15 protein-coding genes and 1 pseudogene are annotated in these 16,359 nt (G+C 66.8%); 4 read left to right on the forward strand and 12 right to left on the reverse strand.

Features of this window, described 5'->3' with window-relative positions; translation table 11 throughout:
- Positions 1-6: 6 nt before the first annotated feature.
- From IPK20_01035 to IPK20_01085, 11 genes are all read right to left on the reverse strand, one after another.
- Entirely contained in the window at positions 7-804 is a 798-nt protein-coding gene (locus IPK20_01035; GenBank protein MBK8015403.1) for an enoyl-CoA hydratase/isomerase family protein, read from the reverse strand.
- On the reverse strand, positions 797-1,033 hold the full coding sequence (locus IPK20_01040; protein ID MBK8015404.1) for a TfoX/Sxy family protein: 237 nt from the start codon (positions 1,031-1,033) through the stop codon (positions 797-799). The genes IPK20_01035 and IPK20_01040 overlap by 8 nt, the downstream gene beginning before the upstream one ends.
- 102 nt (positions 1,034-1,135) lie before the next feature.
- Positions 1,136-2,743, reverse strand: a complete 1,608-nt coding sequence (locus IPK20_01045; protein MBK8015405.1) for a methylcrotonoyl-CoA carboxylase — start codon at positions 2,741-2,743, stop codon at positions 1,136-1,138.
- 27 nt (positions 2,744-2,770) lie between these two features.
- On the reverse strand, positions 2,771-3,175 hold the full coding sequence (locus IPK20_01050; protein MBK8015406.1) for a rhodanese-like domain-containing protein: 405 nt from the start codon (positions 3,173-3,175) through the stop codon (positions 2,771-2,773).
- A 113-nt stretch (positions 3,176-3,288) separates the two neighbouring features.
- Positions 3,289-3,870, reverse strand: coding sequence for a TIGR00730 family Rossman fold protein (locus IPK20_01055; GenBank protein MBK8015407.1), 582 nt, complete (start codon positions 3,868-3,870; stop codon positions 3,289-3,291).
- 22 nt (positions 3,871-3,892) lie between these two features.
- Positions 3,893-4,495 carry a 2-hydroxychromene-2-carboxylate isomerase gene (locus IPK20_01060; GenBank protein MBK8015408.1) on the reverse strand — a complete coding sequence of 201 codons (603 nt, stop codon included), beginning with the start codon at positions 4,493-4,495 and terminating at the stop codon, positions 3,893-3,895.
- A gap of 10 nt (positions 4,496-4,505) precedes the next feature.
- Positions 4,506-5,417: an NAD(P)-dependent oxidoreductase gene (locus IPK20_01065; GenBank protein ID MBK8015409.1), complete on the reverse strand. Its 912-nt coding sequence runs from the start codon at positions 5,415-5,417 to the stop codon at positions 4,506-4,508.
- A 61-nt stretch (positions 5,418-5,478) separates the two neighbouring features.
- A complete protein-coding gene (locus tag IPK20_01070) occupies positions 5,479-6,660 on the reverse strand; it encodes an acetyl-CoA C-acetyltransferase (GenBank protein MBK8015410.1) in 1,182 nt (393 codons plus the stop codon).
- A gap of 112 nt (positions 6,661-6,772) precedes the next feature.
- The gene (gene aceK / locus IPK20_01075; protein ID MBK8015411.1) at positions 6,773-8,536 is read right to left on the reverse strand and encodes a bifunctional isocitrate dehydrogenase kinase/phosphatase; all 1,764 of its coding nucleotides are present in this window, start codon (positions 8,534-8,536) and stop codon (positions 6,773-6,775) included.
- A gap of 46 nt (positions 8,537-8,582) precedes the next feature.
- Complete coding sequence (locus IPK20_01080) at positions 8,583-9,764, reverse strand: isovaleryl-CoA dehydrogenase (protein ID MBK8015412.1); 1,182 nt, start codon at positions 9,762-9,764, stop codon at positions 8,583-8,585.
- Between the two features lie 84 nt (positions 9,765-9,848).
- A complete protein-coding gene (locus IPK20_01085) occupies positions 9,849-10,328 on the reverse strand; it encodes a MerR family DNA-binding transcriptional regulator (protein MBK8015413.1) in 480 nt (159 codons plus the stop codon).
- Between the two features lie 74 nt (positions 10,329-10,402).
- Here IPK20_01085 and IPK20_01090 point away from each other — a divergent pair, with 74 nt between their 5' ends.
- The 4 genes and pseudogenes from IPK20_01090 (at position 10,403) to IPK20_01105 (ending at position 15,650) form a co-directional block, all read left to right on the forward strand.
- Entirely contained in the window at positions 10,403-11,452 is a 1,050-nt protein-coding gene (locus IPK20_01090; GenBank protein MBK8015414.1) for an MBL fold metallo-hydrolase, read from the forward strand.
- A gap of 12 nt (positions 11,453-11,464) precedes the next feature.
- Positions 11,465-13,632: pseudogene (gene phaC / locus IPK20_01095) on the forward strand (class I poly(R)-hydroxyalkanoic acid synthase).
- Positions 13,633-13,900: 268 nt separating this feature from the next.
- Complete coding sequence (locus IPK20_01100) at positions 13,901-14,428, forward strand: metal-dependent hydrolase (GenBank protein ID MBK8015415.1); 528 nt, start codon at positions 13,901-13,903, stop codon at positions 14,426-14,428.
- A 64-nt stretch (positions 14,429-14,492) separates the two neighbouring features.
- Positions 14,493-15,650: an MFS transporter gene (locus tag IPK20_01105; protein ID MBK8015416.1), complete on the forward strand. Its 1,158-nt coding sequence runs from the start codon at positions 14,493-14,495 to the stop codon at positions 15,648-15,650.
- 109 nt (positions 15,651-15,759) lie between these two features.
- Here IPK20_01105 and rdgB read toward each other — a convergent pair whose 3' ends face one another.
- Positions 15,760-16,356 (reverse strand): RdgB/HAM1 family non-canonical purine NTP pyrophosphatase, encoded by a 597-nt coding sequence (rdgB, locus tag IPK20_01110; protein MBK8015417.1) that lies wholly within the window; start codon positions 16,354-16,356, stop codon positions 15,760-15,762.
- Positions 16,357-16,359 lie beyond the last annotated feature (3 nt).

Consider the following 16,359-nt stretch of genomic DNA (forward strand, 5'->3'; position numbering starts at 1 on the left):
CGGCGCTCAGCCTGCGTCCTTCGCCCACGCGGGGGCGCGCTTCTCCAGGAAGGCAGTCACGCCTTCGCGTCCTTCGGCCGACGCGCGCTGCTGGGCGATGCGCCTCGCGGTGTCTTCGCACACCTGCGTGTCGATCGGACGGTCGGACACGGCGCGGATGAGTTCCTTGGAGGCGGCGATGGCGTGCGGACTGCCCTTCAGAAGATGGCCCACGAGACCGTCGACGCCCTGATCGAGCCAGTGCGCGTCCACCACGTCGGTGAGCAGCCCGAGACGCTTCGCCTCGTCGGCGCCGAAGCGTTCCGCCGTGAGGAAGTAGCGGCGCGCGGCGCGCACGCCGATGGCCTGGATGACGTAGGGGCTGATGACGGCGGGGATGAGGCCCAGGCGAACCTCCGACAGCGAGAACAGCGCCTCGCGGGCCGCGATGGCCATGTCGCAGCAGGCGACCAGCCCCACGCCGCCCCCGAACGCGGCCCCCTGCACTCTTGCGATGGTGGGCTTGCGCATGCGGTCCAGCGTGCGCATGAGCTCCGCCAGGTGCATGGCATCGCGCAGGTTCTCGGCCTCCGAATAGTGCGCCATGCGCTTCATCCAGTTCAGGTCCGCGCCGGCGGAGAAGCTCCTGCCGTGCGCAGCCAGGACCACAACACGCACCGCGGCGTCGTCGTCCACCGAACGCAGCACGGCCGTGAGCCGCGCGATCAGCGTGTCGTCGAACGCGTTGTGCACATCCGGACGGTTCATGGTGACGGTCGCCACGCCGGCGTCCGTCACCTGCAGTTCAACGATGTCTTCACTCATCTGCTCGTGCCCTCGCCCGAAGGTCATCCTTGAGCTTTCCCGGCAACCGGTTCCAGTGCAGGTCCATGATCGCGCCCTGCAGCGCGTACAGCATCACCGGCGTCACGTTGTAACCGTGCTTGCGCATGAGGCGGAATGCATTCACGGCGCCCAGGTCCTCCAGGTCCTTCTTGGTCACGACACCGACGGCCGCCAGCCACTTCGCCGATTGCGGACCGATGTTCTTCATCGTCGTCACGGCGATCTCGTGCGTGGAGGTGTAGCTCTGCGGGGGTTTCTTGCTCGCCATCGATTCGCCGTCCCGGGGGTGTGTGGGGCCTGTGGGCAGACCTTACATTCTGAAAACGCCGAAGCGTGTGGCCTCTTCGGGCGCGTTGAGCGCCGCGGACAGCCCCAGCCCCAGCACCATGCGCGTGTCGGCAGGATCGATCACGCCGTCATCCCACAGCCGCGCGCTGGCGTAGTAGGGATGGCCTTGCACTTCGTACTGCGAACGGATGGGCGCCTTGAACGCCTCCTCGTCTTCCTTCGACCAGTGTCCGCCCCTGGATTCGATGCCATCGCGGCGCACCTGCGCCAGCACGCTCGACGCCTGCTCCCCGCCCATCACCGAGATGCGGGCGTTCGGCCACATCCAGAGAAAGCGGGGGCTGTAGGCACGGCCGCACATGCCGTAGTTGCCTGCTCCGAAGCTGCCGCCCAGGATGAAGGTGAACTTCGGCACGCGTGCCGTCGCCACCGCCGTCACCATCTTGGCGCCATCCTTGGCAATGCCGCCGGACTCGTACTTGCGGCCCACCATGAAACCCGTGATGTTCTGCAGGAACACGAGGGGAATGCCGCGCTGCGCGCACAGCTCGATGAAGTGCGCGCCCTTCAACGCCGACTCCGAGAAGAGGATGCCGTTGTTCGCGACGATCCCCACGGGGTAGCCGAACACGCGCGCGAATCCGCACACCAGCGTGGTTCCGTAGTTCTGCTTGAACTCGTCCAGTTCGCTGCCGTCCACGATGCGCGCGACGATCTCGCGCACGTCGTACGGCTTGCGCACGTCCGTGGGGATGACGCCGTGCAGCTCGTCCGTGCCATACAGGGGTGCACGGGGTTCGCGCACCTCCATGCGGACCCGCTTCGCCGAATTGAGATTGCCCACGATGCGGCGCGCGATCTGCAGGGCATGCCGGTCATTCAGCGCATAGTGATCTGCGACACCGGACACCTTGGTGTGGACGTCGGCGCCGCCCAGATCCTCCGCGGACACCACTTCTCCGGTGGCCGCCTTCACCAGCGGCGGGCCGCCCAGGAAGATGGTGCCCTGGTTGCGGACGATGATGCTCTCGTCGGACATTGCCGGCACGTAGGCACCGCCTGCCGTGCAGGATCCCATCACCACGGCGATCTGCGGGATGCCGGCTGCCGACATGTTGGCCTGGTTGAAGAAGATCCGGCCGAAATGGTCGCGGTCGGGAAAGACGTCGTCCTGGCTGGGCAGGTTCGCCCCGCCGGAGTCCACCAGGTACAGGCACGGCAGGCGGTTCTGCTGCGCGATCTCCTGCGCCCGCAGGTGCTTCTTCACCGTCACGGGGTAGTAGGTGCCGCCCTTCACCGTGGCGTCGTTGGCGACGATGACGCACTCGCGCCCATTCACCCGGCCGATGCCGGTGATGATTCCGCCGCCTGGACATTCGCCGTTGTACATCTCCCACGCGGCGAGCTGGGACAGCTCGAGAAACGGCGACCCGACGTCCAGCAGCTGGCGCACGCGCTCGCGGGGCAGCAGCTTGCCCCGCGCCGTGTGCTTGTCGCGCGCCGCCTGGCCGCCGCCGCCGGCGATCGTCGAGACCTTGGCGCGCAAGTCGTCCACAAGCGCGCGCATCGACTCCGCATTCCTGCGGAAATCGTCGGAACGCACGTTGATTCTGGAGCGGATCGCCGTCATGTGACCGTGCCTTGCGCTGACCGTGTCTTACTCGTGCTTGTGAGGGCGCTCGCCGACGGCGCCGCCGCCTTTCTTCCAGCCGTTGAAGCCGCCTTCGATATGGCACACAGGCGCGAGACCCATTTCCTGCACCACGGCCGTGGCCAGCGCGGAACGCCAAGCCGAGGCGCAGTAGAACACGAACTCCTTGCCCGAGCCGAAGACTTCCTTGTAGTACGGGCTGTCCGGGTCCACCCAGACCTCCAGCATGCCGCGCGGCGCGTGGAAGGCGCCGGGAATCATTCCGTCCCGCTCCAGCTCCCGCACGTCGCGGATGTCCACGAATTGCACGCCCGGATCGCGCAGCTTGGCCTTGGCCTCGTCCACGGTGATGGTGCGGATCCTGGCCTTCGCTTCTTCCACGAGCACCTTGCATCCCTTGGTGATGGGCATCGTCTCATTCTCCCGGCGAAACCGCGTCCGCCCTGCCGGGCGGAATCCACGGCATTGTTGACTGCATGAACCGGCGCGCGGCACTTGCCCTCGCGCGCTCTCCTACACCCCGTTCAGGTGTCCTCTTCCGCGAGCCAGCGGTGGGTGGGCGGCGCGCGATAGTCGCGCAAAGCTTGCACGAGTTGCGTCGGCGCATCCACGGCAGCCACGATCGCGCGGTGCGCGCGGCTCACGAATTCCTCTTCACGCGCATGATCGAACATCGCGATCATGCGGTCGAAATACCCGGCGACATTCAGCAGCACGCAGGGCTTGCGGTGCATTCCCAGCTGCGACCAGGTGACGACTTCGCAGAACTCCTCGAACGTGCCGAAGCCGCCGGGCAGCATCATGAAGGCGTCGGACGCATCGGCCATGGCCTGCTTGCGCTCGTGCATCGATTGCACGACCTGCATGTCGGCCACCCGTGGATGCGCAAGCTCCCGGCGGCGCAGCGCGTCGGGAATGATTCCCGTCACCTGTCCGCCGGCGTCGAGCGCACCGTCGGCCACGGCGCCCATCATCCCGTTGCCTCCCCCGCCGTAGACCAGGCCGAGGCCCGCACGCGCGATCACCCCGCCCACCTCCCGCGCTGCCTGGACGAAGAGGGGATTGCGGCCGGGGCTCGAACCGCAGAACACGCACACGCGACGAATCACCGAAGGGTTACCGCTCAGATCAGAACCCTCCGGTTTCCAGCCACCGTGCCACCTGGTCGAGCCTGTCGACGCCCCAGAAGGGTTCGTCGTCGACGAAGATGAAGGGTGACCCGAACACGCCTCGCGCGATGGCCATTTCGGTCTCGGTCTTGAGCCGCAGCTTGATCGCAGGGTCTTCCAGCGCAGCCAGCACGGCCGCTTCATCGTGCCCCAGCGACGCCGCCACCCTGGCCGTGTCGGACGGATTGGAGATGTTCACGTCGTCCACGAAGTACGCGCGGTACAGGGCGGCGGCGAGCTGCCTGGCCGCGGCCGGATCCCTGTCCGTCAGCCAGTAGAACGCCCGTGCCGGGGCCTGGGTCGAGATGGGAAACACCGTGGGCATCCGGAACGGCACGGCGTGAAAGCGCGCGCTGCGCAGGACGTCTCTGGCCGAGTAGTCCCCCTTGAGCGGGACGGAGGGCAGCGAAGGCAGTCCCGTGACCTTGAACGTGGCCCCGAGCAGAAAGGGCTTCCACTGGACTTCGCGCCCGAAGCGCGCGGCCAGCGCGTCGATCTTCGTGCTGGCGATGTAGCCGTACGTGGAGGAGAAGTCGAAATGGAAAACGATGGGTTGGGCCATGGTGTCGGAATCAGGATTTCGGAGGGATGTCGACGCCGTTCAGTTGCGCCTGGGCCTGCACGAGCGAGGCGAGCATCCTGTCGGGCGCGCCGAATCCGAGCCCGAGCGCCTGGTTGAGACTCTGATTGACCGCCGCCGTCACGACGCCGGCGACCTGGGCGTTGGTCATCTCGGTGACGAAATAGCGGACGTCCTTGGCTGCGTTGCGCAGGGCGAACTTCATCCGGCCGAAATCGCCCTCGGCCGCGCCGCCGGCCACCATCTGGAACATGTTCGAGTTGAGGGGGCCCACGCTCACCAGCTTGACGAGCTGGCCCGGATCGACGCCCAGCTTCGCGCACGCGACCAGCGCCTCCGAGAACAACGCCACGCTGCCCACCGCCACGAAGTTGTTGACGAGCTTCAACGTGTGCCCCGAGCCGACGTCGCCCACATGGAAGACGTTCTCGCAGTAGGCGCGCAACACCGGTTCGATCTCGGCAAAGGTCCGGGCGTCGGCCCCGACCAGCGTGTTGAGTCTGCCCTGCTCGGCTTCCACCGGTGTCCGGGTGAGAGGCGCATCGACGAATCGCACATCCTTTGCGCGAAAGGCTTCCAGCGACTTCAGGGTGGACCCGGGCTGGCTGGTGGAGGTGTCGATCACGATCTGGCCCGCACGGCAGCTCGCGAGGACGCCGCCCGGCCGGTACAGGAGATCTTCCACCTCCGGGGTTCCGGTGACGCACAGGAACACGATGTCCGACTGCGCCACGGCATCGGCGACGTCCTTCGCCTCGACCGCGCCGCGGCGCACAAGGTCCTCCACCGGCGCACGGTTGCGATGGCCGAGCACGCACACCTGCCAGCCCTTCTCGACCAGGTTCTTCGCCATCCCGTGGCCCATCAGGCCCACGCCGATGAATCCGATGCTCTTCTGCGTCATCCCTTCCTCCGTGAATCCCGGCCCTGGGCGCGGCACGCCCGGCACGAGCCTCCGTCTCCTGCTACAGGCACTCGATGGCCAGTGCCGTGGCCTCTCCGCCGCCGATGCAAAGGCTCGCCACGCCACGCTTGAGACCGTACTTGCGCAGTGCCCCGAGCAGGGTCACCACGATGCGCGCGCCGGAAGCGCCGATGGGGTGCCCCAGCGCACACGCTCCGCCGTGAACGTTCACCTTCTCGTGCGGCAACGCATGTTCCTGCATGGCCGCCATGGTGACCACGGCAAAAGCCTCGTTGATCTCGTACAGATCCACCTTGTCCGCCGTCCAGCCGGTGCGCTCGAACAGCTTGCGCATGGCACCCACCGGTGCCGTCGTGAACCAGCCGGGTTCCTGCGCATGAGTGCTGTGGCCCGCGATCCTTGCAAGGGGGGTGAGCCCGCGGCGCAGGGCTTCCGACTCGCGCATCATCACCACGGCCGCGGCACCGTCCGAGATGGAGCTGGAATTGGCGGCCGTCACCGTGCCGTCCTTGCGGAAGGCGGGCTTCAACTGCGGGATCTTCTCGAAATTGGCCTTGAAGGGCTGTTCGTCCTGGTAGAGGAAGCGGTCGCCCTTGCCGGACTTCAGCGCGACGGGGGCGATCTCCCAGGCGAACCAGCCTTCGCGGTTGGCCTTCTGCGCGCGTTCGAGCGAAGCGATGGCAAAGCTGTCCTGCGCCTGTCGCGTGAAGCCGAACTTCTGCGCGCAGTCCTCCGCGAACGTTCCCATGAGCCGGCCCTTGTCGTAGGCGTCTTCCAGGCCGTCCAGGAACATGTGATCGAGTACCTGCTGGTGGCCCATGCGATATCCGGTGCGCGCCTTGGGCAGGAGATACGGCGCGTTGGACATGCTCTCCATGCCGCCCGCGACCATCACCCGGTTCGTCCCCGCGAGGAGGAGGTCGTTCGCGAACATGATGGCCTTCATGCCGGACCCGCACATCTTGTTGACGGTGGTGCACCCTGCAGAAAGAGGCAGTCCGCCGCCCAGGCTCGCCTGCCGCGCGGGCGCCTGCCCCTGACCGGCGGGCAGCACGCAGCCCATCACGACTTCTTCCACCTCGGCGGCGGCCACTCCGGCACGCTCCACGGCCGCGCGAATCGCGGTGCTGCCGAGTTCGGCGGCGGCGAAGTCCTTGAACTCGCCCTGCAGTCCGCCCATGGGCGTGCGGGCGGCGGAAACGATAACGACGGGATCGGTCATGGCAGACGCTCCAGGAAGAAGTAGGACAGGTCGTCGCGCAGGCAGTCTCGAATTGTCTCACGCCACGATGCGCATTCCGGTACCGCGTACTGCGGCGAAGGGGGCCGAGGTCTCATGCAATCCCGGGAAAACGGGCCGCGAAACGCACGGCCGGAGCGTAGGGAAAGACATCCTCGATGAAGCCTTGTTCGATGCGGTGCTTGGTCCCGTTCCAGAAGTCCGCCTCCAGCAGATCGCGGTGGTGCGCCAGGAAGTGCCGCCGCACCGCTTCTCCGGACAGCAGGAAGGGGGCGAACTCTTCAGGAAAGATGTCGTTCTGGCCCACGGGATACCACGGCTCGGCCGACATCTCGTCCTCGGGCGTGCGAGCCTCGGGAATGCGGCGGAAGTTGCACTCGGTCATGTAGACGATCTCGTCGTAGTCGTAGAAGACCACGCGGCCGCCCCGCGTCACGCCGAAATTCTTGAAAAGCATGTCGCCGGGGAAGATGTTGACCGAGGCGAGTTCCTTGATCGCATTGCCGTAGTCCACCACGGCAGCGAGCACCTGATCGTCGTCGGCATCGTCCAGGAACAGGTTGAGCGGCTGCATGCGCCGTTCGATGTACAGATGCTTCACGACGAGCGCGTCGCCGTCCTCCTCCACCAGCGAGGGCGCCTCGCGCCGCAGCTCGTCCACGAGCGCCTGGGTGAAGCGTGCCCGGGGGAATGCGACGTCCGCGTATTCCAGCGTGTCCGCCATGCGGCCGATGCGGTCGTGCCGCTTCACCAGCATGTACTTTTCCTTCACGATGTCGCGCGTCACTTCCTTTGTCGGCGAGATCCGGTCACGGATCACCTTGAAGACGTACGGATACGACGGCAGCGTGAACACGATCATCACCAGCCCCCGGATGCCTGGAGCGAGGACGAAATCGTCGGTCGAGTGCTTGAGGTGATGCAGGAAGTCCCGGTAGAAGAGCGTCTTGCCGTGCTTCTGCAGGCCCAGCGAGGTGTACAGCTCGGCCTTGGGCTTGCGCGGCAGCATCGACGAGAGGAACGCCACGTACGCCGAAGGCACCTCCATGTCGGCCATGAAGTACGCGCGGCTGAAGGCGAAGTGGGGCGCGATCTGGCGGGCGTCCAGCAGGAGCGCGTCGAGCGCGAGCCCGCCCTCGCCGTCGTGAACGATGGGGATGGCGAGCGGCGTCTCCTGTTCGCCGTTCACCAGCATTCCGATGAGGTAGCAGCGCTTGTTGCGATAGAAAAGCGACGTGAGGACGCGGATCTGGTGATTGGCCTCGGCGCGGAACGGCCGCTTGAGCGCGCCACGCATCACCTTGAGCAGGCAGCGCAGGTCGCGCGCCAGATGCGTGAACGGCAGCGTGAGTCCCGTGTCCGCCAGAATCCGCTCCAGCACGGCGCGAAGACCGTTCTTGCGCGGGTAGTAGCACCGGTAGGCCGGCGTGTCGGAGTCCAGGTGTTCCGTGGACACCGCAGGCCGCACGAACATGTAGTCGTTGTGGTAGTAGGCCCGGTGCAGGATCTTGCAGCTCACGGAGTTGAAGAACGTCTCCGCGAGTTCCGGCTGCTTGTGGTCCGTGAGCAGGCCCACGTAGTGGAGCTTCACCTGCAGCCAGATGTCCTCCGGCAGACGTTCGACGTCGAACTCGCGGATCAGGCGCTCGGCCGACTCCATGACCCGCTGGTCGTAGAACGCGATGCGATCGGCGTGTGCCCGATGCACTTCCGGCCAGTTCGCGGCTTCGAAACGCGCGCGGGCCTCGCGGGAGATCTCGCGGAAGATCCGGTAGTGGCGGTCGAAACCTTCCAGCAGCGCCTTGGCGATCCCGAAGGCGAGTCGGGACTGGTCCGCCACTTCGGCAGGAGCGTTCATTGTGGGCTCGGACAGGTACGACCGGACGGCAGCGGCGGCGCGGCGGTCAGACCGTGTCGGCGAACAGCTCGCGACCGATCAGCCAGCGCCGGATCTCGGAGGTTCCCGCGCCGATCTCGTAGAGCTTGGCGTCGCGCCACAGGCGGCCGGTGGGGAATTCGTTGATGTAGCCGTTGCCGCCCAGGCACTGCACCGCCTCGCCGGCCATCCAGGTGGCCTTTTCCGCGGCGTAGAGAATCGCGCCCGCGGCGTCCTTGCGCAGCGCGCGGACGGCGTCCGGCGTGTGGGCGCGATCGCAGGCCTGTCCCACTGCGTAGACGTACGCCCGGCAGGCCATCATCGTGGAGTACATGTCCGCGAGCTTGCCCTGCATGAGCTGGAACTCGCCGATGGGCTGACCGAACTGCTTGCGGTCGTGCAGATAGGGAACGACGGCATCCATGCAGGCGGACATGATGCCCAGAGGGCCGCCGGACAGCACGGTGCGCTCGAAGTCCAGGCCGCTCATGAGCACGTTCACGCCGCGCCCCAGTTCGCCCAGGATGTTCTCCTCGGGAACCTCGCAGTCCTGGAACACCAGCTCGCACGTGTTGGACCCTCGCATGCCCAGCTTGTCCAGCTTCTGTGCCGTGGAGAACCCCTTGAAGCCCTTCTCGATCAGGAAGGCCGTGATGCCGCGCGGCCCCGCCGAAGGGTCGGTCTTGGCGTACACGACGAGCACGTCGGCATCCGGCCCGTTGGTGATCCACATCTTGTTGCCGTTCAGGACGTAGCGGTCGCCGACGCGGTCGGCGCGCAGCCGCATGGACACGACGTCGGACCCGGCGCCCGGCTCACTCATGGCCAGGGCTCCCACGAATTCGCCCGACACCAGCTTGGGCAGAAAGCGGGATTTCTGGGCCTCGGTGCCGTTGCGCCGGATCTGGTTCACGCACAGGTTGGAGTGCGCCCCGTAGGACAGACCCACCGAGGCGCTCGCCCGGCTGATCTCTTCCATGGCAACGATGTGGGCGAGATAGCCCATCGCCGTGCCGCCGTAGGCTTCCTCCACGGTCACCCCCAGCAGCCCGAGGTCACCCAGCTTGCGCCAGAGATCCATGGGAAATTCGTTGGTCCGGTCGATCTCCGCCGCCCGCGGGGCGATCTCCGCCGCGGCGAACTGCTGCACGGTGGACCGGAGCATCTCGACGGTCTCGCCCAGGGCGAAGTCCAGGCAGGGATAACGCAGGAAGGCAACGGGGGAGGCGCGGTCCATGGGAACTCCGTAACAGGGAAAACCGGTCGGGGAATCTATCTGCCGTTGACGTTAACGTCAATCGGACTTCGCAGTCTGGCGGCGGCGGGCCGACGCCTTTGCCGGAGCGAGACCCTGGTCGAGCAGCCGTTTGCACTGGGCCTCGAACGCCCGTATTTCCGACAGTGTCGCCTCGATGTCCTCGAGTTGCTGCTCGAGCGCCTCCCGGCGCTTGCGCAGGGTCGCCAGGAACTGGGTGAGCTGCTCGCCCTCGTCGTGGGCGGCGTCGTAGATGTCCAGCAGCTCGCGGATCTCGGTCAGCGGCAGTCCGAGGCGCTTGCCCCGGAGCGTGAGCTTGAGCCGGACCACGTCACGCTTGCCATAGACGCGGTTGCGGCCCTTGCGGGCAGGAGACAGCAGCCCGTGATCCTCGTAGAAGCGGATGGTCCGGGTGGTGATGCCGAACTCGCTGGCGAGGTCGGTGATGGTGAAGCTGGACTTGACGTCGTTGGCCGTGGCGCGGGTCATGTTTTGTGCAATGCAACAATCCGATATCATGCGAGTATAAGAAAAGACGGCTTGCGAGGCCGCATCGGATCATTCACGGACCCGTTACGCACCGCTTCCTGCCCATGCCGCAAGCTTCGTCCGCTCCGGCCGCCGCCGCAACGCTGTCGTTTCCCTTCGAAACGGCGCCTGTCCCTGGCCGCTGGATCGAGATCCACCCCGATGTCCGCTGGCTGCGCATGCCGCTTCCCTTCGCGCTCGACCACATCAATCTGTGGATGCTGCGCGGGCCGCTCGGCTGGACGGTGATCGACACCGGCTACCACAACGCCGCCACCCGGAACGCCTGGGACGAACTCCTGCCCCACCACGCCCCCCTCGAAAGAATCGTCGTCACGCACTGCCACCCCGATCACTTCGGGCACGCCGGCTGGTTCACGTCGACGTTCGGGTTGCCGCTGTACATGACCGAGGCGGAATATCTGACCGGTCACGCGCTCTACGAATCCACCTCCGGCTACGGCGCCGAGGCACTCGCGAACCTGTACCGCATGCATGGTCTGGATGCCGGCCGGCTCGCGGCCATCTCCTCCCGCCCCTCCGGCTACCGCAACGCCATCACGCCTCCCCCGCGGACGTTCCGGCGCATCGTGCACGGCGACATCCTTCAGCTCGGCTGCCACGCATGGCGGGTGATCGTCGGTTACCGCCACGCGCCCGAACATGCCTCGCTGTACTGCGAATCGCTGGGCCTGCTCATCTCCGGCGACATGCTGCTGCCCAAGATCAGCACCAACACCAGCGTCTGGACCACCGAACCGGACGGCGATCCGGTCGCCCAGTTTCTCACGTCGATCCGCGCGTTCACCGAACTGCCCGACGACACGCTGGTTCTGCCTTCTCACGGCATGCCGTTCCGCGGAATCCGCGCCCGTGTGGAGGCGCTGGGCGCCCACCACGCGGAGCGGCTGCAGGAACTGCTCGGTGCCTGCGACGAGCCGCGCACGGCCGCCGAGATCCTGCCAGTCCTGTTCCGGCGGGAGCTCGACACGCATCAGCTCTTCTTCGCGATGGGGGAGGCCATTGCCCACCTCAACCATCTGCACCACCGGGGCCGCGTCGAACGGTCCACGGGCGCCGATGGCGCCTATCGATTCCAGGCAGTACGTCACTGAACGGAGAACTCCATGGCCAACCCCCAGCCCATGCAGCCCATCGATCCCAAGGAACTCCAGGCCGCGCTCGCCCACATCGCCGAGCGTTCCGCGGCCGTGGTGGCCAAGTTCGCCGAGAGCCAGCCTCACGTGGACTTCATGCGCAACATCGGCGATCTGGGTATCGACAAGGCATTCGCCGAGCTGGGCTCGAAGCTCCTGGCCGACCCCTCCAAGCTCGCGCAGATGCAGATGCACGCGTGGGAGGACTACCTCAAGCTCTGGACGGCCATGCTCTCCCGGGCGCAGGGGGACAGGCCGAGCCGGTGAAGCAGCCGCAGAAAGGCGACAACCGCTTCCGCAGCGAACTGTGGCAGAACAATTTCGTCTTCGACTACATCAAGCAGTCCTACCTCATCGCGGCAGAGCACATCCAGCGCACGGTGGCGGAGACCGGCGGTCTGGACGAGACGAGCGCGCGCAAGGTGAAATTCTTCACACGGCAGTACATCGACGCGCTGGCCCCGACCAACTTCGCCTTCACCAATCCCGAAGTACTGAAGGTGACCGCCGAGACCGGAGGGCGCAATCTGCTGCACGGTCTCGAGAACCTGCTGGGCGACCTCGATCGCGGCCACGGCAAGCTCGCCATCAGCATGACCGACTACGCCGCGTTCAAGCTGGGCGAGAACGTGGCGGCCACGCCGGGCAAGGTCGTCTTCCAGAACGACCTCATGCAGCTGCTGCAGTTCGAACCGACGACGGGCGAAGCGAACCGCACGCCGCTGCTGATCGTTCCGCCGTGGATCAACAAGTACTACATCCTCGACCTGCGGCCCTCCAACTCGTTCATCAAGTGGGCCGTCGACCAGGGTCACACGGTGTTCGTGATTTCCTGGGTCAATCCGGACGAGCGCCTGGCGCACAAGACATTCCACGACTATCTGTTCGAAGGCCCGTTGGCCGCGCTGGATGCGATGCGTGAAGCCACCGGCGAGCCGTCCGCCAACGTGATCGGCTACTGCCTGGGCGGAACTCTCACGGCATGCCTCATGTCCTGGCTCAAGGCGCGGGGCCAGTCCGACCGCGTGAAGAGCGTGACGTACTTTACGACCATGATCGACTTCCGCGAACCGGGTGAACTGGGCGTGTTCGTCGACGAGGACACCGTGACGCGTCTGGAAAAGCGCATGGAGGCGCGCGGCTTCCTCGAAGGCGAGGAAATGGCCGGCACCTTCAATCTGCTGCGCGACAACGACCTCATCTGGTCCTTCGTCGTCAACAACTACCTGCTTGGCAAAGAGCCATTCCCGTTCGATCTGCTGTACTGGAACTCGGACGCGACGCGCATGCCGGCGAAGATGCACACCTTCTACCTGCGGAACATGTACATCCGCAACCTGCTGATCCAGCCGGGCGAACTGACGGTGGGCGGCGAGCAGATGGACCTCTCGCAGGTCACGACGCCCACCTACTTCATCTCCACGATGGAAGATCACATCGCGCCCTGGAAGTCCACGTACAGCGGGGCGCGCCGGTTTTCCGGCCCCGTGCGCTTCGTGCTCGGCGGATCGGGCCACATCGCGGGCATCGTCAATCCGCCGGCCGCGAACAAGTACTGCTTCTGGACGCGCCCGGACATGCCGGAGGACGCTCAGGCCTGGCTGGAGAACGCGGACCGTCACGAAGGTTCGTGGTGGAACGACTGGGCCGGCTGGATCTCCTCGTTCGGAGGCGGCAAGGTCCACGCGCGCAAACCGGGCGATCGTGCACTGCGAGTGATCGAAGCGGCACCCGGCTCGTACGCGAAAGCCCGGCTCGATGGCGCGGGCGGCGATGCGGCGCCCGCCGCGAAGGCTGCCCCCGAGCCGGCCACCGCCCAACCGCCTGCCGCGCCTGTCGTGGACCCCGTGCCTGCCGCGCCGGCCGGCACCACGGACCAGCGCCCGCTCCGGCCAAGGGACGCACGGCACGATCTGTATCCAGGACCGATTCCAAGCCGGCGGCGGCAAAGAAGGCGGTCGGGACGCCTCGTTCCACCCCCAAGCCAGAGTCGAAGCCGGGACCGAAGAAGGCGGCCGTGTCCACGGCCGAGCCCGCTCCGAAGAAGGCGCCCGGGAAGACCGTCAAGACGAAGCCGGCCGAACGAAAACCGGACCGCAAGAAGACCTTGCCCGCCGCTGCGGCACCGGCCGCGGTGAAGGAAGCGCCTGTTCGCCACGCCAAGCCGGATCCCGGGGCGAAGCCGGCACCGAAAGCTCGGTCCGCATCGACGCCGGTATCGACCGCGAACGCGATCAGCGCCCTGTTCCGTGAGCAGGTGAAGGCGGCGCGGTCCCACGAACCTGTCCCTGCCCCCAAGAAAGCGAAGTCCGGCGGGAAGAAGAACGGTAAGGCCAAGCGCAAGGACCGATGACGCCGCGTCGCCGGGCCCGCGCCCGCCGCTGAGCCGCCACGCGGGAGCCGGCGATGCCTTCGATCTTCACGCACGCCGCGGTGCCGCTGGTGCTCCGGGCACTCGCCGGACCGCGGATCTTCCACGGGCGGATGCTGGGCGCGGGACTCGCGCTCTCGATAGTGCCCGATGCCGACGTGGCGGCGTTCGCGCTGGGCATTCCCTACGACGCTGCCGCAGGTCATCGTGGCCTCACCCATTCCGTGGCCTTCGCGGCCGTGGTCTCCGTCGCAGCCGCCTTCCTCGTTCGCGGTGGCGTGCCTCTGCGCGTCGCCGTCCTGTGCCTGTTTCCGGTGGCGCTGTCGCACGGTCTCCTCGACATGCTCACGAACGGAGGTCTCGGCGTGGCCCTGGCGTGGCCGGTCCTGCCGGACCGCTGGTTTCTGCCATGGCGGCCCATCGAGGTCTCGCCCATCGGCGCCGGGTTCTTCTCGATGCGCGGACTGAGGGTGCTGGGATCTGAACTGCTGTGGGTGTGGCTTCCGGCAGCCGCGCTCGTTGCCGCGGCCGCCGTCGCAAGGCGCCGGAGTCGTCCGCAATGATCGTGACGGATGTCGGCTGCGGATTCGCCGGGTACGCGCCCCTCTCTCACAATCCGGAGTACCGATGAACAACCGCCTGCTCGCCCTCTGCCTGGGCAACGTCGTCATCGGAACCGGCACGATGGTGGTGCAGGGCATGCTGCCGGTACTCGCGTCCGGGCTCGACATCGGTCTGCATTCCGCGGGCCGGCTCATCGCCGCTTTCGCCTTCACCGTGTGCGTCTTCACGCCTCTGCTCGCCGCATGGTTGAGCCGCCTGGACCGCCGCTGGCTTCTTTCGGGTGCCCTGGCACTGTTTGCTGTCGGCCATCTCGCGTCGGCGCTGGCCACCAGTTACGGATGGATGCTCATCACACGCGTCGTGTCCGCGCTGAGTGCGGGGCTGTTCACCTCCCAGGCGGCCGGTGCCCCGCGTCTGCTCGTACCGCCGGAAAAGCAGGGAGGCGCCGTCGCCATGGTGTTTCTCGGCTGGGGCATCGCGGGCGTGGTGGGCATGCCGCTCAGCGCATGGCTGGCGGAACACTACGGATGGCAGTCACCGCTATGGCTGGTGGCCATCAGCGCTGCCATCGTGGCGGTGTGGGTGGCCGGCGTGTTGCCGGCAAAGCTCCACACCCCGCCCATCGACCGCAGAGCATGGTGGTCACTCGCGCGAGACCGGGCCGTGGTCGCCATCATCGCCCTCACGGCCATCCACTCCACGGGACAGTTCGTGGTCTTCGCCTACATCGCGCCGATCCTCAAACTGCGCACGGGCGCTTCGGCGGAAGGCGTCACGCTGACACTCGCGCTGTTCGGCGTGACGGGCATCGTGGGGAACATCCTCGCTGTCCGCTACATGGACCAGGATGGGCACCGATCGCGGCGCGTCGTTCGCGCTCCTTGCGATGCTCGCGGGACACGCGGTGATGGCCGTGGCGGGCTTCGGGCCACTGGCCATGATGGCCGCACTCGCGCTGTGGGGGCTGGGTTGCTTCTCGGTGAACAGCGCGCAGCAGGCGCGGCTGCTGCACACGGCCCCCATGCTGGCTTCGGTATCCATCGCGCTCAACTCCTCCGCGATGTACCTGGGACAGGCGCTCGGGGCCGAAACCGGCGGGCATCTGGTCGAACTCGAGGGCTTCGAATGGCTGCCGCGGGTGACGCTGCCCATCTTCGCATTGGCCGTGGGCGTGAGCGCGTGGGCGTCGCGCGGGTCGGAGCGTCTCGGCAAATCCGGTAGAGCGGCATCAAGGTGAGGCGGGCCAGTTGCAACGCCAGGCCGCCGGCGCTTTCCGGGCAGTGAACCGGTCTTCGCACTGCGCCACACTGCCGTGCGGAGGCGAACGGGCCTACCGGTTCAGTGACGTGTGCAGCAGATCGAACAGCCGCGACAGCGCCTGGCCGCGATGGCTGATGGCGTGCTTCTCGGATGCGGCGAGTTCCGCGGCCGTCTTGCCCAGCGTGGGCAGCAGGAAGTACGGGTCGTAACCGAAACCACCCTCGCCCCGCGGCGTGGCGATGATCGTGCCGTGCCAGCGGCCGTCCGCGATGATGGGTTCGGGATCGTCGGCGTGACGCATCAGGACCATCACGCAGTAGTAGTGGGCGGAGCGGTCCGTCTCGCGGGCCAGCAACGACACGAGACGCTCGTTGTTGCGCTGATCGCTCTTCGGTTCGCCCGCGAAGCGCGCCGAACGTACGCCAGGTTCTCCGCCCAGTGCGGAGACACAGATGCCGGAGTCGTCGGCCAGCGCCGGGAGACCCGTCGCGCGGGCCGCGTGACGCGCCTTGGCCAGCGCGTTCTCGACAAAGGTCGAATGCGGTTCGTCGGCCTCCGTCACGCCCAGGGTCGACTGCGGCACCAGCTGGATGGAAAGCGGGGCGAGAATCTCGCCGATCTCGCGGATCTTTCCCGCATTGTTGCTGGCGACCACCAGCCGGCCGATCAC

The sequence above is a fragment of the Betaproteobacteria bacterium genome (assembly GCA_016713305.1).
Classification (GTDB): Bacteria; Pseudomonadota; Gammaproteobacteria; order Burkholderiales.